The organism is Pseudomonas fortuita (assembly GCF_026898135.2).
Classification (GTDB): Bacteria; Pseudomonadota; Gammaproteobacteria; order Pseudomonadales; family Pseudomonadaceae; genus Aquipseudomonas; species Aquipseudomonas fortuita.
Window position 1 is genome coordinate 4,806,874 of record NZ_CP114035.2, and the last position, 17,301, is coordinate 4,824,174.

The 17,301-nt window shown below is 60.6% G+C and carries 21 protein-coding genes and 1 tRNA gene; 2 read left to right on the forward strand and 20 right to left on the reverse strand.

Annotated features, from left to right (window positions below; translation table 11 throughout):
- Nucleotides 1-47 precede the first annotated feature (47 nt).
- The 18 genes from OZ911_RS22005 to OZ911_RS22090 all read right to left on the reverse strand — a co-directional run bounded on the left by OZ911_RS22005 (nucleotide 48) and on the right by OZ911_RS22090 (nucleotide 13,771).
- A tRNA-Lys gene (locus OZ911_RS22005) sits at nucleotides 48-123 on the reverse strand.
- Between the two features lie 60 nt (nucleotides 124-183).
- Nucleotides 184-858, reverse strand: a complete 675-nt coding sequence (gene queC, locus OZ911_RS22010; RefSeq protein ID WP_016488648.1) for a 7-cyano-7-deazaguanine synthase QueC — start codon at nucleotides 856-858, stop codon at nucleotides 184-186.
- A gap of 16 nt (nucleotides 859-874) precedes the next feature.
- Nucleotides 875-1,522, reverse strand: a complete 648-nt coding sequence (gene queE / locus OZ911_RS22015; protein WP_016488649.1) for a 7-carboxy-7-deazaguanine synthase QueE — start codon at nucleotides 1,520-1,522, stop codon at nucleotides 875-877.
- A 168-nt stretch (nucleotides 1,523-1,690) separates the two neighbouring features.
- Nucleotides 1,691-2,497 (reverse strand): tol-pal system protein YbgF, encoded by an 807-nt coding sequence (ybgF, locus tag OZ911_RS22020; protein WP_016488650.1) that lies wholly within the window; start codon nucleotides 2,495-2,497, stop codon nucleotides 1,691-1,693.
- 6 nt (nucleotides 2,498-2,503) lie between these two features.
- Entirely contained in the window at nucleotides 2,504-3,004 is a 501-nt protein-coding gene (pal, locus tag OZ911_RS22025; RefSeq protein WP_012273762.1) for a peptidoglycan-associated lipoprotein Pal, read from the reverse strand.
- A gap of 54 nt (nucleotides 3,005-3,058) precedes the next feature.
- On the reverse strand, nucleotides 3,059-4,330 hold the full coding sequence (gene tolB / locus OZ911_RS22030; RefSeq protein ID WP_012273763.1) for a Tol-Pal system beta propeller repeat protein TolB: 1,272 nt from the start codon (nucleotides 4,328-4,330) through the stop codon (nucleotides 3,059-3,061).
- Nucleotides 4,331-4,356: 26 nt separating this feature from the next.
- Complete coding sequence (gene tolA, locus OZ911_RS22035) at nucleotides 4,357-5,475, reverse strand: cell envelope integrity protein TolA (RefSeq protein ID WP_016488651.1); 1,119 nt, start codon at nucleotides 5,473-5,475, stop codon at nucleotides 4,357-4,359.
- Nucleotides 5,475-5,927: a protein TolR gene (gene tolR / locus OZ911_RS22040; RefSeq protein WP_012273765.1), complete on the reverse strand. Its 453-nt coding sequence runs from the start codon at nucleotides 5,925-5,927 to the stop codon at nucleotides 5,475-5,477. Before tolR ends, tolA begins: the two co-directional genes overlap by 1 nt.
- A gap of 14 nt (nucleotides 5,928-5,941) precedes the next feature.
- Nucleotides 5,942-6,637, reverse strand: a complete 696-nt coding sequence (gene tolQ / locus OZ911_RS22045; RefSeq protein ID WP_008090219.1) for a protein TolQ — start codon at nucleotides 6,635-6,637, stop codon at nucleotides 5,942-5,944.
- 2 nt (nucleotides 6,638-6,639) lie between these two features.
- Nucleotides 6,640-7,092, reverse strand: coding sequence for a tol-pal system-associated acyl-CoA thioesterase (gene ybgC, locus OZ911_RS22050; RefSeq protein WP_016488652.1), 453 nt, complete (start codon nucleotides 7,090-7,092; stop codon nucleotides 6,640-6,642).
- 125 nt (nucleotides 7,093-7,217) lie between these two features.
- Complete coding sequence (gene ruvB, locus OZ911_RS22055; protein ID WP_016488653.1) at nucleotides 7,218-8,264, reverse strand: Holliday junction branch migration DNA helicase RuvB; 1,047 nt, start codon at nucleotides 8,262-8,264, stop codon at nucleotides 7,218-7,220.
- A complete protein-coding gene (ruvA, locus tag OZ911_RS22060; protein WP_016488654.1) occupies nucleotides 8,261-8,878 on the reverse strand; it encodes a Holliday junction branch migration protein RuvA in 618 nt (205 codons plus the stop codon). The genes ruvB and ruvA overlap by 4 nt, the downstream gene beginning before the upstream one ends.
- 109 nt (nucleotides 8,879-8,987) lie before the next feature.
- Complete coding sequence (ruvC, locus tag OZ911_RS22065; RefSeq protein ID WP_016498323.1) at nucleotides 8,988-9,512, reverse strand: crossover junction endodeoxyribonuclease RuvC; 525 nt, start codon at nucleotides 9,510-9,512, stop codon at nucleotides 8,988-8,990.
- A 184-nt stretch (nucleotides 9,513-9,696) separates the two neighbouring features.
- Nucleotides 9,697-10,443 carry a YebC/PmpR family DNA-binding transcriptional regulator gene (locus OZ911_RS22070; RefSeq protein ID WP_023048900.1) on the reverse strand — a complete coding sequence of 249 codons (747 nt, stop codon included), beginning with the start codon at nucleotides 10,441-10,443 and terminating at the stop codon, nucleotides 9,697-9,699.
- Between the two features lie 113 nt (nucleotides 10,444-10,556).
- Nucleotides 10,557-12,332 (reverse strand): aspartate--tRNA ligase, encoded by a 1,776-nt coding sequence (gene aspS, locus OZ911_RS22075; protein ID WP_016488657.1) that lies wholly within the window; start codon nucleotides 12,330-12,332, stop codon nucleotides 10,557-10,559.
- Nucleotides 12,333-12,425: 93 nt separating this feature from the next.
- Nucleotides 12,426-12,647 (reverse strand): FmdB family zinc ribbon protein, encoded by a 222-nt coding sequence (locus tag OZ911_RS22080; RefSeq protein WP_003254776.1) that lies wholly within the window; start codon nucleotides 12,645-12,647, stop codon nucleotides 12,426-12,428.
- Between the two features lie 92 nt (nucleotides 12,648-12,739).
- Nucleotides 12,740-13,069 carry a ribbon-helix-helix domain-containing protein gene (locus OZ911_RS22085; RefSeq protein ID WP_016488658.1) on the reverse strand — a complete coding sequence of 110 codons (330 nt, stop codon included), beginning with the start codon at nucleotides 13,067-13,069 and terminating at the stop codon, nucleotides 12,740-12,742.
- Between the two features lie 228 nt (nucleotides 13,070-13,297).
- A complete protein-coding gene (locus OZ911_RS22090; protein WP_003254783.1) occupies nucleotides 13,298-13,771 on the reverse strand; it encodes a Dps family protein in 474 nt (157 codons plus the stop codon).
- Nucleotides 13,772-14,051: 280 nt separating this feature from the next.
- Between OZ911_RS22090 and OZ911_RS22095 the strand changes: the two genes are divergently transcribed.
- The gene (locus tag OZ911_RS22095; RefSeq protein WP_016488659.1) at nucleotides 14,052-14,645 is read left to right on the forward strand and encodes a cold-shock protein; all 594 of its coding nucleotides are present in this window, start codon (nucleotides 14,052-14,054) and stop codon (nucleotides 14,643-14,645) included.
- A gap of 56 nt (nucleotides 14,646-14,701) precedes the next feature.
- On the opposite strand, the gene OZ911_RS22100 is transcribed toward OZ911_RS22095, so the two are convergent.
- Nucleotides 14,702-14,908 carry a SlyX family protein gene (locus tag OZ911_RS22100; RefSeq protein ID WP_016488660.1) on the reverse strand — a complete coding sequence of 69 codons (207 nt, stop codon included), beginning with the start codon at nucleotides 14,906-14,908 and terminating at the stop codon, nucleotides 14,702-14,704.
- A 1-nt stretch (nucleotide 14,909) separates the two neighbouring features.
- Nucleotides 14,910-15,329, reverse strand: coding sequence for an HIT family protein (locus OZ911_RS22105; RefSeq protein WP_023048901.1), 420 nt, complete (start codon nucleotides 15,327-15,329; stop codon nucleotides 14,910-14,912).
- A gap of 683 nt (nucleotides 15,330-16,012) precedes the next feature.
- On the opposite strand from OZ911_RS22105, the gene OZ911_RS22110 reads away from it, so the two are divergent.
- Nucleotides 16,013-17,293: an OprD family porin gene (locus tag OZ911_RS22110; RefSeq protein WP_016488662.1), complete on the forward strand. Its 1,281-nt coding sequence runs from the start codon at nucleotides 16,013-16,015 to the stop codon at nucleotides 17,291-17,293.
- Nucleotides 17,294-17,301: the final 8 nt, after the last annotated feature.

Below are 17,301 nucleotides of genomic sequence, written 5' to 3' on the forward strand. Positions count from 1 at the left end.
AAAAAGCCCGCGACCATTTCTGGTAGCGGGCTTTGACGTACTGCGTATGGTGGGTCGTGTAGGATTCGAACCTACGACCAATTGGTTAAAAGCCAACTGCTCTACCAACTGAGCTAACGACCCTATTGATGGCGCGTATAATACTGATTTCTAAAGAGAAATCAATACCCCATCACAGTTTTTTCAAACATACCGCGTAGGGTCTGGTACCTCAGCCGCCTTGAAGCCGTCGGCGCGCAGGCGGCAGCTGTCGCATTTGCCACAGGCGCGGCCATCATCGTCGGCCTGGTAGCAGGAAACGGTCAGGCTGTAATCCACGCCACGGGCCATGCCGGCCTGCACGATCTGCGCCTTGCTCATGTTTTGCAGCGGCGCCTGAATACGGAAGCCCTGCCCTTCTACGCCCGCCTTGGTAGCCAGGTTGGCCATGCGCTCGAAGGCTTCGACAAACTCGGGACGGCAATCGGGATAACCGGAGTAATCCACGGCATTGACGCCGATGAAGATGTCACGCGCCTCCAGCACTTCTGCCCAGCCCAGGGCCAGCGACAGGAACACGGTATTTCGCGCCGGCACGTAGGTGACCGGGATGCCTTCGCTTGGGGCTTCAGGTACGTCGATGCTGCTGTCGGTCAACGCCGAACCACCGATACCGTCGAGGTTCAGGCCGATTACCTTGTGCTCGACCACGCCCAGGTCCCGGGCGACACGGGCAGCTGCATTCAGCTCGGCACGGTGGCGTTGGCCATAGTCGAAGCTCATGGTGTAGCAGCTGTAGCCTTCGGCCTTGGCCATGGCTACGACGGTGGCGGAATCAAGGCCGCCAGACAGCAGGATTACTGCGCGTTTCTCAGTCATGTGCTTTTACTCTCAATCAACGTCCGGGTTCGTCGTTCCACAGCAGCTTGTGCAACTGCAGCTGGAAACGTACGGGCAGGTTGTCGGCAACGATCCAGTCGGCCAGGTCGCTTGCGCTCACCTGGTGGTGGCTTGGCGAAAACAGCACCTCGCCGGCGCGCTCGGCCAGGTTGTACTGGATCAACTTGGAGACAGCCCAGTCATAGTCCTCGCGCGAGCAGATGACGAACTTGACCTGGTCGTTGCGGGTGAGCTGCTCGATGTTCTCGTAGCGGTTACGGTGGGACTCTTCCGACCCAGGGGTCTTGAGGTCGACCACACGGCTGACGCGCACATCGGTGCCCGAGATATCCAGGGCGCCACTGGTCTCCAGCGAGACCTCATAGCCGGCGTCGCACAGTCGTTGCAGCAACGGCAAGGCATTCGGCTGGGCCAGCGGCTCGCCACCTGTCACGCACACGTAGCGAGGCTTGAAGCCGGCAACCTGCTCAAGGATCGAATCGAGGGTACGAACAGTGCCGCCAGTGAAGGCATAGGCACTGTCGCAGTACTGGCAGCGCAGGGGGCAGCCGGTAAGGCGCACGAATACGGTGGGCAGGCCAGCCGTTCGCGTTTCACCCTGCAAAGAGTAAAAGACTTCTGTGATGCGTAATGTGTCTTGCATGCTCGCCACGGGCGTGACAGCTAAACAGGCTGCCCGCCTCCGTCAGGCACTGTCGCGGACTCGACATGGCGTTATCCGCAGCAGCGTGTTTACGAAAAAAGGGCAGTGATTCTAACGAAAAAACCCGCGACTGGCGCGGGTTTCTTTCGAGCGGTACAGCTGCAGGGCTCAGAGCTTCTGCAAGTCACGCTGGGCCAGCTGCGCGGCGGAGGTGCCGGGGTACTGGGTGATGACCTGCTGCAGGATGCCCTTGACCTTGTCGGTGTGGCCCATGCGGCGCTCGACATCGGCCAGTTTGTACAGCGAATCCGGCACCTTGCTGTGCTTGGGATACTTCTGGCTGACCTGGGCGAAGGCCTGGCTGGCAGCCGGAAGGTCGCCTTTGGCCAGGTTCACTTCACCCAGCCAGTACTGGGCGTTGCCGGCGTACTGGCTGTTGGGGTACTTGCGCAGGAAGGCATTGAAGGCCTGGCTGGCCTTGTCGAAGTCTTTCTGCTTGATCAGGTCGAAAGCAGCATCGTAGTAGAGCTTTTCTTTCGCGGGATCACCAGGCTCGCTACTGGCGGCCGGTTGTTGCGCAGCAGCACCAGCTGCTGCAGCGGGGGCGGCATTTGAAGCACCACCACCGGAGGAATTGTCAGGGGTCGCGGCAGGTGCAGCGCCACTGTTGATGCGACGGTCCAGGTCCTGGTATCGCTCCAGGTTTTCCTGCTTCATGCGCGACACATCGTTCTGCAGCTCTTCGATGATGCCTTGCTGGCGGGAAAGCTGGTCCTGCATCTGTTGCAGCTGCATGAACAGCTGGCCCTGTGCAGAGGCAGGGGCCGAAGCCCCTGACCCGGCATAGGCGCCGCTCGTGCCATAACCCACAGGCGGATAGCTGCCTGCGTTGTCATCTACTACAGGGACCTCAGCCCAGGCCGCGAGCGGCAGGCTGAGTGCGAGGACGGTTACTACACGGCGGCACATACGCATAAGAACTTACTTACGCAGTTCTACGCGACGGTTCTGAGCCCAGGATTGCTCGTCGTTGCCAGTGGCAACAGGACGCTCTTCACCGTAGGAGACCAGTTCCAGCTGAGCAGGGGAAACACCCTGCAGAACCAGGTAGCGTTGAACGGCCTTGGCACGACGCTCACCCAGAGCCATGTTGTACTCGCGGGTGCCGCGCTCGTCGGTGTTGCCTTCCAGGACAACGCGGTTGCCGTTGGACTTCAGGTCCTTGGCGTGAACGTCCAGAGCGCGCATGGCTTCTGGCTTCAGGTCCGAGCTGTCGTATTCGAAGTAGAAGGTGGTGATTGCGCGCAGGGCGGCTTCTTCGCTCAGGGAGCCGTCAACAGCGCCAGTGTTGGCACCGTAGCCAGCGTTCGGATCTACAGCAGCGCCTTCGCCTGCGTTGTCACCGCCCTTCGAGGAGCAACCTACAGCTACAGCCATGGCCAGAGCCAGCGCAGCGAATTTACCAAACTTCAGCATTTCCATCGTGAAACTCCTAATGAAACCCCAGTGTGTTAAGCAAAACGTATTACGCCGCAATCAGTTCAGGTAAGGGGACCAGGACGGTTCTCTGACTTCGCCTTGAGCGGTAGGAAGTGGGAGCCTCACGCGGCCATTAAGCGACACGAGCATCAAGACTCCCCGGCCCTGCTGGCGGGTGGCGTAGATTAGCATGGTGCCGTTTGGCGCAACAGTGGGAGACTCATCAAGACTTGTTTCCGAGAGAATCTTTACACTTCCGCGTTGCAAGTCCTGTGCCGCCACTTTGAAGTTGGTAAAGCCCTGTTGGCGATGGATCATCACCAGGGTCTTTTCGTCAGCCGACAGTTTCGGGTTGGCGTTGTAGTTACCCACGAAGGTGACGCGCTCGGCACCACCACCGCTGACCGATTGTTTGTAGATCTGCGGCTTGCCGCCACGGTCGGACGTGAAGTAAAGGGTATTGCCGTCTTTACCCCAGAACGGCTCGGTGTTGATACCCGGGCCTGCGGTAACTCGGCTGATCTGGCGCGACGCCACGTTCATCACATAGATGTCAGGGTTGCCGTCCTTCGACAGCACGAACGCCAGGCGCGAACCATCAGGCGACCAGGCTGGCGCACCGTTCAGGCCTTCGAAGTTGGTCACCTGCTCGCGGCGGCCAGTGTCGATGTTCTGAATGAAGATGCGCGGACGCTTCTGCTCGAACGACACATAGGCGATACGCTTGCCATCCGGTGCAAAGCGAGGCGACAGGATCGGCTCGCGCGATTGCAGCAGGGTGACCGCACGCGCACCGTCGTAGTCCGAACGCTGCAGCGTGTAGCGGGTGTTGTTGGTGGAGAAACGCTCGGCGGTCACGTACAGCATACGGGTTGAGAACGCGCCCTTGATGCCGGTGAGCTTCTCGAACGACTGGTCGGCAATGTAGTGCGCCATATCACGCAACTGGTCGGTGCTGCCCGCCACGCTACCGGTCAGCACTTGCTGCTCGGTGGCGACGTTGAACAGCGCGTACTGTACCTGCAGGCGACCGCCGGACGGCACGATGCTGCCAACCATCACGTACTGGGCACCCAGTGCTTTCCAGTCACGGAAGATCACTTCGCTGGCCTGCGACGGCTGGCTGATCATGTTCTGCCGCGGAATCGGCGAGTAGTACCCGGAGTTGCGCAGATCGTTGCCGATGATATCGGCAATGTCTTCGGGCAGCACGCTGCCGCCCTGCAAGCCGAACGGCACTACCGCGATGGGTGTTGCCCGGTCGCTGCCGCTGGTGACCAGGATGTTCTTTTCCTCTGCCACCGCCATGCCTGCCACGCAGCAGAGCATGACCAGCAGTCCTCTCAGACGTTTAATCACAACGCTAGATCCTCAGGTGTAAATGTCATCTTGAACGAACGATATTGGTTGAAATCGCTCGGCTTCATACCCTGCATCTCGGTCAAACGACCAATGTTCTTCACCGCAGCCACCGCCGAACTGTCATACGGGCCGTCACCACTGGAACGGGCCACGCTGACACTGGTGATGGTGCCGTCCGGCAACATGTTGATCTGCAGGACCACCGTCATGCCCTTGCGCGCGGAAGGCGGACGTGCCCAGCCCTCGGCCGCGCGCATGCGGATCAGGTCGTCGAAGTCGCCGGCCACCTGGTCACCCTGCTCGTCGGCCAGCGCCTGCTGCCGCTCGGTGGTGTCGGACAACAGCTCGGCCAAGGCCTGGGCTTTTTTGTCTTCTGCCGCCTTGCGGGCCGCTTCCTGTGCCTTTTTCTTCTGGGCGTCTGCAGCGGCCTTTTTCTTGGCCTCTTCAGCTGCCTTTTTCTTGGCGTCCTCGGCCGCCGCTTTCTTCTTGGCGTCCTCGGCTGCTTTCTTCTTGGCCTCTTCGGCAGCCTTTTTCTTGGCGTCCTCGGCGGCTTGCTTCTTCGCCTCTTCAGCGGCCTCTTTCTTGGCCTCTTCTTCGGCTTTTTTCTTGGCTTCTTCCTCGGCCTTTTTCTTGGCGATGTCGGCCTGCTGCTTCTCGGCGGCCTTCTTAGCCTCTTCGGCCTTCTTGGCTTCTGCGGCTTTCTTGGCCTCGGTAGCCTTGGCGGCTTCGGCAGCCTTGGCAGCGTCCTCGGCTTTTTTCGCCTCGGCGGCTTCGCGAGCCTCTTCGGCCTTTTGAGCGGCGTCGGCCTTCTTTTGTTCCGCGGCCTTCACGGCCTCCTGTTCGACCTTCTTCTGCTCCAGTTGCTCGACCTCGGTCTGGCGCGAAGCGGTTTTCTTCGCCTCCCCGGCAATCTTCTGATTGGTCTGGGTGGTCGCCTGGCTCTTGGATTTGAGCTGGTACAGGGTAGCCTGAACAATCGGCTTGGAAGGCGGCAGTTCTGGCGTCATGGCAAAACTGACGAACAGCATGGCGAACACCAGCACATGCAGGCCGATGGCCCAGACACTGGGCCAGAAGTAGCTTTCCGAGGCGGATGGCTCTCGCTGTTGCATCAGGGCGCCTCGGTAATCAGGCCAACGTTACCGACACCGGCCTTCTGCAACCCGCCCATGGCACCCATGACCGCGCCATAGTCGACAGCCTTGTCGCCACGAATGAACACCTGGGTTTGCTTGCCCTGGTCACGGCCGGCAGCAATGATCTTGGTCACTGCATTGGTCATGTCAGGCAAGGTCATGGCCTTGTCCATCTGCTTGTCGGTATCGACTTCGCTGCCAAGGTTCCAGTAGTAGGTTTTGTCGGCCTTGATGGAAATGGTGAGGATCTGGACGTTGTTGTCCTGCGGCAAGGCTTCACTGGAAACCTTGGGCAGGTCGACCTTCACGCCCTGGTTGAGCATGGGCGCCGTCACCATGAAGATGACCAGCAGCACCAGCATCACGTCGATGTAGGGCACCACGTTCATCTCGGCGACGGGCTTGCGTTTGTGGCGAACTCGGGCCATGGGCTTCTACCTGATTACTCTTCGCTGGTGTGCACTTTGCGGTGCAGGATCGCCTGGAACTCGTCGGCGAAGGTGTAGTAACGACCGATCAGCACTTCGCTGCGCGCGGCAAAACGGTTGTAGGCGATTACCGCCGGGATTGCTGCAAACAGGCCAATGGCGGTGGCGATCAGCGCTTCGGCGATCCCCGGGGCAACGGTTGCCAGGGTGGCCTGCTGGGCACTGGCCAGGCCGCGGAAGGAGTTCATGATGCCCCATACGGTACCAAACAGGCCGATGTACGGGCTGGTGGAACCGACGGTGGCCAGGAACGGCAGGCTCTGCTCGAGTTTTTCTTCCTCGCGCGAGATGGCAACGCGCATGGCACGGCCAACGCCTTCCATGACCGCGTCAGGGTCAACGCCCGGCTGCTGACGCAGGCGCGAGAACTCTTTGAAGCCGGCACGGAAGACCTGCTCCACGCCAGAATCCGGGTCGGGGTTGCTGCCTGCCTGGCGGTACAGCTTGGACAGGTCGATGCCCGACCAGAAGCGCTCCTCGAAGGCATCCAGCGCACGACGACCAGCGCGCAGCATGGTGCTGCGCTGAAAGATCATGATCCATGAGGTGACCGAGGCGGCCACCAGAATCAGCATTACCAGCTGTACCACCACGCTGGCATTGCTGACCAGACTCCACATGGAGGTATGGTCGACGACGTTAGCTTCCACGCTTATTCTCCTGCATTCGATTGATTACCCGAGCCGTCCGCCGCAAAGGCGTCGCGCAGCTGGGGGGGTATGGCTCGGGGTTTGAAAGTGTCGGCGCGCACGGCGGCCACCAGGAACTGCCCTTCGCAAAGCAGCGTTTCATCCTTTTCCCGCCAGACCTGCTGTACAAAACGCAGGCTGGCGCGATTGAGTTCAAGTACGTGCGCGGTCACCCGCAATTCGTCATCCAGCCGCGCCGGCGCGTGATAACGCGCTTCGCTGGAATGGACCACGAACAGCAGGTTGTCTTCAGCCAGCTGCGACTGGGAAAACCCCAGGTGCCGCAAGCGTTCGGTGCGCGCGCGCTCCATGAATTTCAGGTAGTTGACGTAATACACCACACCGCCCGCATCGGTATCTTCGTAATAGACGCGACAACGGTGTGCGAACGGTTCGAGCTGATTTTGCGCGCGCATACTCTAGTGCTTACTCCTCAGCTTGCCAATCCGCTGTGGCAACTGTTTTTTCTTCATTAATGTCTTATTGCCAGCGCACCCTTGGCATGCCAGCGGTAGGACCACGAAAAGTCGCTTTTGATCTGTCATTCATCGCCTGGCTCGGAAAAATCACCGCCCTCCCCCAAACGCCCGGGAATATTCAGGCCAAAGTGCAGGTAGGCATGCCGGGTGACCACGCGACCGCGCGGCGTGCGCATGATGTAGCCCTGCTGGATCAGGTACGGCTCCAGCACATCTTCGATGGTATGGCGCTCTTCGCTGATGGCCGCAGCCAGGTTGTCCACCCCTACCGGGCCGCCATCGAACTTCTCGATCATGGTCAGCAGCAGGCGGCGGTCGGAATGGTCGAAGCCACGTTCGTCGACATCCAGCAGGTTCAGCGCCATGTCGGCCACGGCCTTGGTGATCTGGCCCTTGCCGCGTACCTCGGCGTAGTCGCGCACGCGGCGCAGCAGGCGGTTGGCGATACGCGGAGTGCCACGGGCACGTCGGGCAATCTCGTAGGCGCCCTGGTCTTCGATGACCAGGCCAAGGATGTTGGCCGAACGGCTGACGATGGTGGCCAGGTCCTTGTCGCTGTAGAACTCCAGGCGCTGGACAATACCGAAGCGGTCACGCAACGGGTTGGTGAGCATGCCGGCACGGGTGGTAGCCCCTACCAGGGTGAACGGTGGCAGGTCGAGTTTGATCGAGCGGGCCGCCGGGCCTTCGCCGATCATGATGTCGAGCTGGAAGTCCTCCATGGCCGGGTAGAGCACCTCTTCGACAACCGGTGACAAGCGGTGGATCTCGTCGATGAACAGCACGTCGTGCGGTTCGAGGTTGGTCAGCATGGCTGCCAGGTCGCCGGGGCGCTCGAGGATCGGCCCCGAGGTGCTTTTTACCGACACGCCCATTTCATGGGCAATGATGTTGGCAAGAGTAGTCTTGCCCAGCCCGGGCGGGCCAAAAATCAGCGTGTGGTCAAGCGACTCGCTGCGGCCACGGGCGGCCTGGATGAACAGTGCCATCTGCTCGCGCACCACCGGCTGGCCGATGTAATCGTCCAGGCTCAGCGGGCGAATCGCACGGTCCTGGACCTCTTCGCGGTCGCGGCCACTGGCGGCAATCAGGCGGTCGGCTTCGATCACTTGGTAATCATCCCTTTCAGGCTGCGGCGGATCAGCTCTTCACTGCCAAGGCCGGCCTTGTCCTTGATCGCAGCGATTGCCTTGCTCGCTTCCTGCGGCTTGTAACCCAGCGATACCAAAGCACTGACGGCATCTGCCTCGGCGCTGGACTCGCTGGCGGCTGGCAACGGGCCATCGGACACCAGGGTGAACATGGCCGGCGAGGTTTCCCAGGCCTTGAAACGGTCCTTGAGCTCGACCAGCAGGCGTTCGGCGGTTTTCTTGCCGACGCCGGGCACGCGCACCAGGGCCGACGTGTCCTGGGCCTGCACGCAGCGGACCAGCTCGTCGACTTCCAGGCCGGACATCAGCGCCAATGCCAACTTGGGACCCACGCCATTGAGCCGGATAAGCTCGCGGAACAGCTCACGCTCGCGCTTTTCGGCAAACCCATAGAGCAAGTGGGCGTCTTCGCGCACGACCAGGTGGGTGTGCACGGTGACGGGTTCGCCCACCTTGGGCAGACGGTACAGCGTAGTCATGGGAACTTCCAGTTCGTAACCCACGCCGTTGACGTCGATAATCAGGTGCGGCGGCTGTTTCTCCGCCAGGGTGCCGCGCAAACGTCCAATCACGTTCCGATCCTTCCTCTCGGGGAGCCGGTCAAAGACCGCTCAACCCTATCAGCAAATGCAACGGGTGAACGCATCACCCGCACAAAATGTGTATCAGCGCATGAAGCGCCTACAGACGCAAGCGCCCGCCGCGCCGCCGCGCCGTGGCCAGGCCATGGGGCACCAGGCTGGAACGGGTGTGGGCGTGGCACAGGGCGATAGCCAGGGCGTCCGAGGCGTCGATCTGCGGCTTTTGCGTCAGTTTCAGCAGGTGCATGACCATCATCATCACCTGCTCCTTGTTGGCCCCACCGGTCCCAGCCACCGCTTGCTTGACCTGGGTGGCGCTGTATTCAGCGATTTCGAGCCCGGCTTCGGCGGCAGCGACGATGGCCGCGCCGCGTGCCTGGCCGAGCTTTAGCGCCGAATCGGCATTGCGGGCCATGAACACCCGCTCGATGCCCATGGTCACCGGTTCGTGCTGGGCGATGATTTCACTGACACCACGAAAAACGATCTGCAGCCGCTCGTGCAGCTCGCCGCTGCCGGTGCGGATGCAGCCCGACGCCACGTACTCGCAACCACGGGCGGTCTGGCGTACTACGCCGTAGCCGGTGATGCGCGAACCGGGGTCGATACCAAGAATCAGAGTCATAGTGCCTGTCGTAAAAATGATGCGTCTTTGCAAACTGTACCGGCCCTTTCGCGGGTAAACCCGCTCCCACAGGTACTGCACCGCATTCGAACGCGGTGCAGTACCTGTGGGAGCGGGTTTACCCGCGAAAGGGCCGGTACAGGCACTGAAAACTCAAAGAGCCGGCGTGGATCGCCAGGTCACCTTAGCCGAGGTTTTCCATGATCTCGTCGGAAATCTGGGCATTGGAGTAGACGTTCTGCACGTCATCCAGGTCTTCGAGCATGTCGATCAGCTTGAGCACCTTTTCGGCACCGTCCTGGTCGAGCTCGGCGCTGGTGGTCGGCTGCATGACGATTTCCGCGTCAGCGGCCTTGAAACCCGCCTCTTCCAGGGCATTGCGCACGGCGTAGAAGCTGTTGAATGAAGTGAACACGTCGAACGAGCCGTCATCGTTGGCCACCACATCGTCGGCATCGGCTTCCATCGCCGCTTCCATCAACGCGTCTTCTTCCACACCCGGGGCAAAGCTGAGCTGGCCTTTGCGCTCGAACAGATAGGCCACCGAACCGTCAGTGCCCAGGTTGCCGCCACACTTGGTGAAGGCATGACGCACGGCGGCGGCGGTACGGTTGCGGTTGTCGGTCATGGCTTCGACCATGATCGCCACGCCACCCGGGCCATAACCTTCGTAGCTGAGCTCTTCGACGTTGTCGCTTTCATTGGTGCCAGCACCACGGGCCACGGCTCGGTCGATGATATCGCGGCTCATGTTGGCGCCCAGGGCCTTGTCCAGTGCCAGGCGCAGGCGCGGGTTGGATGCCGGGTCAGGGCCGCCCTGCTTGGCAGCGACCGTGAGCTCGCGGATCCACTTGGTGAAGACCTTGCCTCTCTTGGCATCCTGGCGCTCTTTGCGGTGCTTGATGTTCGCCCACTTGGAATGACCAGCCATAACGACTCCGAATCCTTTGAATCACAAACAGCCCCGCCCCTGTACGGGGCGGGACGGGAAAATACCTGCGCCGAAACGCAAAGGCGCATCCATGTGGATGCGCCCGGGACCGCTTACTCGACCTTGGTCTGTTCGCGCAGTCGAATGTGCAGCTCGCGCAGGGCCTTGGCGTCGACCAGGCCAGGGGCCTGGGTCATGACGCACGCGGCGCTCTGGGTTTTCGGGAAGGCGATCACTTCACGGATCGACTGGGCGCCGGTCATCAACATGACCAAGCGGTCCAGACCGAAGGCCAGGCCACCGTGAGGTGGCGCACCGAACTTCAGGGCGTCGAGCAGGAAGCCGAACTTCTCTTCCTGTTCTGCTGCCTCGATGCCCAGCAGGCGGAATACTGCCTGCTGCATCTCTTTACGGTGGATACGGATCGAACCGCCGCCCAGCTCGGTGCCGTTCAGGACCATGTCGTAGGCACGCGACAGCGCGGTGGCCGGGTTGGCTTCGAGCTCTTCCGGCGTGCACTTCGGCGCGGTGAACGGGTGGTGCAGCGCGGTAAAGCTGCCGTCTTCGTTCTCTTCGAACATCGGGAAGTCGACGACCCACATCGGCGCCCACTCGCAGGTCAGCAGCTCGAAATCGTGACCCAGACGGATACGCAGGGCGCCCAGGGCTTCGCTGACCACCTTGAACTTGTCGGCACCGAAGAACACGATGTCGCCGTCTACAGCGCCAACGCGGTCGAGGATGTTGTTGAGGTTGGCCTCAGGGATGTTCTTGACGATAGGCGACTGCAGGCCTTCGACACCCTTGGCGCGCTCGTTGACCTTGATGTAGGCCAGGCCCTTGGCACCGTAGATGCCGACGAACTTGGTGTACTCGTCGATCTTGCTGCGCGGCATGCTGGCACCGCCTGGCAGGCGCAGAGCGGTCACGCGGCACTTCGGATCGTTGGCCGGGCCTGCGAACACCTTGAAGTCGACATCCTTCAGCTGGTCGGCAACGTCGACCAGTTCCAGCGGGTTACGCAGGTCTGGCTTGTCGGAACCGTAACGGCGCATGGCCTCTTCGAAGGTCATGTGCGGGAATTCGCCGAATTCCAGGTCCAGCACTTCCTTGAACAGCTTGCGGATCATGCTCTCGGTCAGGCCCATGATCTCGCTTTCATCGAGGAAGCTGGTCTCGATGTCGATCTGGGTGAATTCCGGCTGGCGATCAGCACGCAGGTCTTCGTCACGGAAGCACTTGGCGATCTGGTAGTAGCGGTCAAAGCCGGCGACCATCAGCAGCTGCTTGAACAGCTGGGGCGACTGCGGCAGCGCGAAGAAGCTACCGGCGTGGGTACGGCTTGGCACCAGGTAGTCACGCGCACCTTCCGGAGTGGCACGGGTAAGGATCGGCGTTTCGACGTCGAGGAAGCCGTTGTCGTCCATGAAGCGACGGATGCTGCTGGTGATGCGCGAACGCAGGCGCAGCTTTTCAGCCATTTCCGGGCGACGCAGGTCGATGAAACGGTAGCGCAGGCGGGTTTCCTCGCCGACGTCGGAGAACTCGTTCAACGGGAACGGCGGGGTTTCCGCCTCGTTGAGCACGGTGAGCTGGTAGCCGAGGATCTCGATGGCACCGGAAGCCATGTTGGCATTCACTGCACCTTCTGGACGCTTGCGGACCTTGCCGGTGACCTGTACGACATACTCGCTGCGCACGCGGTCGGCGGCGGCGAAGGTTTCGGCGCGATCCGGGTCGAACACGACCTGGGCCATGCCTTCGCGGTCACGGATGTCGAGGAAGATCACCCCGCCGTGGTCGCGGCGACGATGGACCCAGCCGCAAAGGGTGACTTCCTGGCCGTCCAGGCTCTCGTTCAGTTGGCCGCAATAATGGCTGCGCATCATGATGGTGGTTTCGCTTCTCGTGATTCGTGTATTCGGTGGAGGCCTTGGCCGCCCAGAGGGCTAATACTGCAAGACCCGGTCACAGCATTCAACTCAGTCGGCTTTGTCGCCGCCTGCCAGATTCTTTTTCGCCCCGGTCTTGAAGTCGGTTTCGTACCAACCATTACCGCTCAGGCGGAAGCCTGGCACCGACAGCAGCTTCTTCAGCGCCGGCGCCTGGCAAGCCGGGCAATCGGTCAGCGGCGCGGCGCTGATCTTTTGCAGCACTTCCATGCGGTGCTCGCAGGACGCACATTGATAGTCATAAAGGGGCATGGGTGTCTCTCGTCAACCATAACGCTGGCTGCCAGGGCAGCAAAAAGCGGGATTATATATGGTTACCAAGCACTGCGCAGCCCGCCAGGCGATCAGCGCACACTTGGCGGGTCTTGCAGCCAGGCAACGCAGATTACCCGAATCAGCCCACTGAAGTTGCGCACTCCACCCTGGCGCAGGTGCACTTCGCGGTCCACGTAGGACAACACCGCACTGACCGAACAGCGGTTGGCGGCGGCGATGCGTTCCAGGATGCCCCAGTAGACGGCCTCCAGGCGCAGACAGGTGGAAAAACCGTTGAGCCGCACCGAACGCGACACCGGCTGCGTCTGCAACATATCGAAATCTGCCTTGAACGGATCAATGCACTGTTTTCCTGGCCAGCTTCCCTGACCAGCCACACGCTTGCTCGCTTGCATCATGCGCCCTACTTCCTCGTCACCGGTAACAGGTGACCAATGAAGCGCCGGGCGGCAGGTTTAAAGCAGCAGCAAAGTCTTCCCGCACAAACACTCGAGTCCTGAGCGCGAGGAAAACACTGTGGGAGCGGACTTGCCCCGCGAACACCGGCAAAGCCGGTGCCATACACCGCGTGGCCTCATTCGCGGGACAAGCCCGCCCCCACAGGTTTTGTCACAGCTCTGGGGTATTTATTTCCCGTCGAGCAACACGCGCAGCATCCACGCGGTTTTTTCGTGAACCTGCATGCGCTGGGTCAGCAAGTCGGCGGTTGGCTCATCACTGACTTTGTCCACTACCGGGAAGATGCTACGGGCAGTTCGCACCACGGCCTCCTGGCCCTGGACCAGCTGGCGGATCATCTCGTCCGCCGGGGGTACGCCTTCCTCCTCCTTGATCGAGGAGTGCCGCGCATAAAATGCATACGACCCTGGCGCAGGGAAACCCAGTGCACGGATGCGCTCGGCAATCGAATCCACTGCCAGCGCCAACTCGTTGTACTGCTCTTCGAACATCAGGTGCAGGGTGCGGAACGACGGGCCGGTAACGTTCCAGTGAAAGTTATGGGTTTTCAGATACAGCACGTAGGTATCCGACAACAGGCGAGACAGCCCATCGACGATGGACTTGCGATCTTCTTCACTGATACCGATATCGATTGCCATTGAAGTTCCCCTTTCCATAAGGCTTGAGACTCAAGCGGACGCCGACCACTGTAGCAACACTTTACCCACACCGCCTGTGACATGGCGCAACACATCGCCCACTGAGGCCTGCGGTTTGAGTAGGCTTCGGCTTTGCTGTTAAATAGGCACCGTGCCACCCGTGCGGACTGTTATTGCCGGGTGCATAGGCTGGCTTGTCACGTGTTCGCGCTTTACACCTCATGCGCACCGTACTGCCCGCTCTTCCTGTGATCGGCCTTATCAACTGTGAGCCAACCCCATGTTCAAGATCGTCCATCTGGTGACGGGCGTGGCAGCCTTGCTGCTATCGCTCATACCCAGCCTGAAAACCGATGCGACACCCTTCCTGCAACAACCCGACGCGGTTTACCTTGCCCTGCTCGGCCTGCTCAACCTGGTCCTGGCGCCGGTCGTGCCGCTGTACTACCGCGGCGCCCGCCAGCAGTTGCAACACCTTGCCTGCGCCCTGCTGGTGGTGGCGGTGGTGCTGCAAACCCTGACGCTGCTGGCCCGCCCGGAAATGGGCAACCTTGCTGCGCTGGTCTGTGCGGCACTGGCTGTGGCCCTGCACCTGGCTGTGGGTTTTGCCCGCAGCCCGCGCAAGGCACGCAGCAGCCAGCATGCCGCCCAGGATGCTGGCAACCGTGATACCGGCACGGTGAAGTGGTTCAACACCTCGAAAGGCTTTGGTTTCATCTCCCGCGATTCGGGCGATGACATCTTTGTGCACTTTCGTGCCATACGCGGCGAAGGCCACCGCATCCTGGTCGAAGGCCAGCGCGTGGAGTTTTCGGTGATGCACCGGGACAAGGGCCTGCAGGCCGAAGACGTGGTTGCGGTAACACGCCGCTAACCTGTGCAGGAGCGGCCTGGCGCCGCTCCTGCCAGGGTTTCTGTTGCTTCAGGACATCAGTAATGAGGCGGCGGCGCCTCTTCCCCTTCGCTGCCGTACTGGCCGACCATCTCTTCATGACGCTTGATCAGCTCGGCCACCTGCAATTGCAGCCGCTCGATCACCCGCGCCTGCTCGACCATCACGTCATTCAGCGCCTGGATAGTGTCATCCTGAAACGCTTGCCGGGTTTCCAGTTCAACAATACGCAATTCCAGTGACATGTCAGGCCTCCTGGTAGCCAGCAAGTTGCAGCCCACGCAGGCGCTGGCGGATGGCCTGCAACTGGTCTTCGCTGTAAGCCACAGCAGGGCACTTGCCCCAAACCGGTGCCGGCCAGGCCGCGTCGTCCCGCTGGCGTACGATCACGTGCATGTGCAACTGGCTGACGACATTGCCCAGCGTGGCCACGTTCATCTTGGCGGCGCCGTAACCGGCCTTCAGCGCTTCAGCCAGAAGGGTGGTTTCCTGCCACAACTGGTGCTGCTCCGCCGCATCCAGCTCGAATACCTCGCTGATCCCGGCGCGCTTGGGTACCAGAATGAACCATGGGTAGTTGGCATCCTTGCTCAGCAGCAGTTGGCACAACGCAAACTCCCCAAGCACCAGGGAATCCTGCTGCAAACGCGAATCCAGGACGAACACGGCATATCTCCTTCAGAACCCGCTTCAAGCGGAAAACAGGCCTGCAAGGATACCTTGCACACCCCCGGTAACACAGCGCTACTTTTCGCACCAAAATGAAGCCACCTGCGCACCACCACCACACTTGCCACCCCACAAATGACTCTGGTTTAACAAATAGCGGTAACACATTGACTTTCATGGCAGGTTTCTAAATTTTAATGATTCTCGACTCCAACACCCCCTCATTGTGCCTTCGACCCGTATTTACGGCACTTTCCGACCCTCGGTAGCAGGTTTTGTGAAAAATTCATGAACTGTTGCGAATTTTGAGCACGCTTGTTGCATTCCCTTCACGCCAAGTCGGCACGGCATCTGCAATGGCAGGTGTACGCGACAAATAACAACAGCGGCATTGGTTACCAGGGAGTTTCCCTAGCCGGAATCAGCACTTGCAGGTTCACCACGGCGAAAGGAACAACGCTGGCGTTTACACGCCCTATAAACCGGGGTGTGATTTGCGACATGGAAATACTTAAACGCGACACGGCAAAAAAGTTCCGTAAAGAGTCTTTATAGCCATATCGCCAACAACAGTCAGCGTGCTATACATTTTCGCCGACATAACAAGAAAGAGCTGCACCCTATAACTAAAACACTTGGGCGCGGCGGTACTCTTCCTAAAACCAAAGGAGCAAATCACGATGCGCGTGATGAAGTGGAGCATGATCGCCCTGGCCGTTGCGGCAGGGACCTCGCAGTTGGCAATGGCCTCGGCACAAGACGAGTCCAAAGGTTTCCTCGAAGACAGCAAGCTGAACGTAAAAACCCGCATGCTGTACTTCAGCCGTGACTTCCGTAACAACGACAGCGGCAAGAGCCGCGTCGAAGAAACCGGCCTGGGCTTCCTGGGCACCTTCGAATCGGGCTTCACCCAGGGCACCGTAGGCTTCGGCGTTGACGCCATCGGCATGCTGGGCCTGAAACTGGACAGCGGCAAAGGCCGCGCCGGCACCGGCCTGTTCCCGACTGCCTCCGATGGCCGTTCGCAAGATGACTACTCCGAAGGCGGCGGTGCAGTAAAACTGCGCGTGTCCAATACCGTGCTGAAGTTCGGCGACCAGTTCACCGCCCTGCCGGTACTTGCCACCGACGACAGCCGACTGCTGCCAGAAGTTGCTGAAGGTGGCCTGATCACCAGCAACGAAATCGATGGCCTCACCCTGCACGCCGGTCACTTCACCGCCCTGAACGCCCAGGCCCAGACCTACCACGATAGCCTGCGCCTGACCGAGGCCAACGTCTTCGGTGGCACCTACGCCATCAACGACAACCTCAGCACCAGCGTCTACTACTCGCGCATTGAAGACCACTTCCGCAAGTGGTACGGCAACATCAACTGGGCGCTGCCGATCAGCGACAAGCAAGGCCTGGTGTTCGACTTCAACATCTATGACACCAAGTCCATCGGCGACAACCTGACCGGCGCATTCGTCAGCAAGGCTGACGGCAGCAACGAACTGGACAACATTGCAGCCAGCCTCTCGGCCGCCTACAACATTGGCGCCCACACCTTCACCCTGGCTTACCAGAAGGTCAGCGGCGACGGCGACTACGCTTACGGCGTCGACGGTGGCGGCACCATCTTCCTGGCCAACTCCGTTGCCCGTTCCGACTTCAACGCCGAAGACGAGAAGTCCTGGCAGGCACGCTACGACCTGAACTTCGCCGAATACGGCGTACCTGGCCTGACCTTCATGACCCGCTATGTTCGCGGCTCGGGCGCCACTACCGAAAGCACCAACAACGGCAAGGAATGGGAACGCGACGTAGACGTCAAGTACGTACTGCAGAGCGGCCCGGCGAAAGACCTGAGCTTGCGCGTGCGTCAGGCCACCTACCGCTCCAGCGACGGCGTTTACTACGGTTCGAGCTCGATCGACGAACTGCGCCTGATCGTGGAATACCCGCTGAGCATCCTGTAAGCCTGGCT

Bases quoted from the DNA above. Each gene is read 5' to 3' on its own strand.
- queC (WP_016488648.1), bottom strand. From the start codon at position 858: ATGACTGAGAAACGCGCAGTAATCCTGCTGTCTGGCGGCCTTGATTCC.
- queE (WP_016488649.1), bottom strand. From the start codon at position 1,522: ATGCAAGACACATTACGCATCACAGAAGTCTTTTACTCTTTGCAGGGT.
- ybgF (WP_016488650.1), bottom strand. From the start codon at position 2,497: ATGCGTATGTGCCGCCGTGTAGTAACCGTCCTCGCACTCAGCCTGCCG.
- pal (WP_012273762.1), bottom strand. From the start codon at position 3,004: ATGGAAATGCTGAAGTTTGGTAAATTCGCTGCGCTGGCTCTGGCCATG.
- tolB (WP_012273763.1), bottom strand. From the start codon at position 4,330: ATGCTCTGCTGCGTGGCAGGCATGGCGGTGGCAGAGGAAAAGAACATC.
- tolA (WP_016488651.1), bottom strand. From the start codon at position 5,475: ATGCAACAGCGAGAGCCATCCGCCTCGGAAAGCTACTTCTGGCCCAGT.
- tolR (WP_012273765.1), bottom strand. From the start codon at position 5,927: ATGGCCCGAGTTCGCCACAAACGCAAGCCCGTCGCCGAGATGAACGTG.
- ybgC (WP_016488652.1), bottom strand. From the start codon at position 7,092: ATGCGCGCGCAAAATCAGCTCGAACCGTTCGCACACCGTTGTCGCGTC.
- ruvC (WP_016498323.1), bottom strand. From the start codon at position 9,512: ATGACTCTGATTCTTGGTATCGACCCCGGTTCGCGCATCACCGGCTAC.
- OZ911_RS22070 (WP_023048900.1), bottom strand. From the start codon at position 10,443: ATGGCTGGTCATTCCAAGTGGGCGAACATCAAGCACCGCAAAGAGCGC.
- aspS (WP_016488657.1), bottom strand. From the start codon at position 12,332: ATGATGCGCAGCCATTATTGCGGCCAACTGAACGAGAGCCTGGACGGC.
- OZ911_RS22080 (WP_003254776.1), bottom strand. From the start codon at position 12,647: ATGCCCCTTTATGACTATCAATGTGCGTCCTGCGAGCACCGCATGGAA.
- OZ911_RS22085 (WP_016488658.1), bottom strand. From the start codon at position 13,069: ATGATGCAAGCGAGCAAGCGTGTGGCTGGTCAGGGAAGCTGGCCAGGA.
- OZ911_RS22090 (WP_003254783.1), bottom strand. From the start codon at position 13,771: ATGGCAATCGATATCGGTATCAGTGAAGAAGATCGCAAGTCCATCGTC.
- OZ911_RS22095 (WP_016488659.1), top strand. From the start codon at position 14,052: ATGTTCAAGATCGTCCATCTGGTGACGGGCGTGGCAGCCTTGCTGCTA.
- OZ911_RS22100 (WP_016488660.1), bottom strand. From the start codon at position 14,908: ATGTCACTGGAATTGCGTATTGTTGAACTGGAAACCCGGCAAGCGTTT.
- OZ911_RS22110 (WP_016488662.1), top strand. From the start codon at position 16,013: ATGCGCGTGATGAAGTGGAGCATGATCGCCCTGGCCGTTGCGGCAGGG.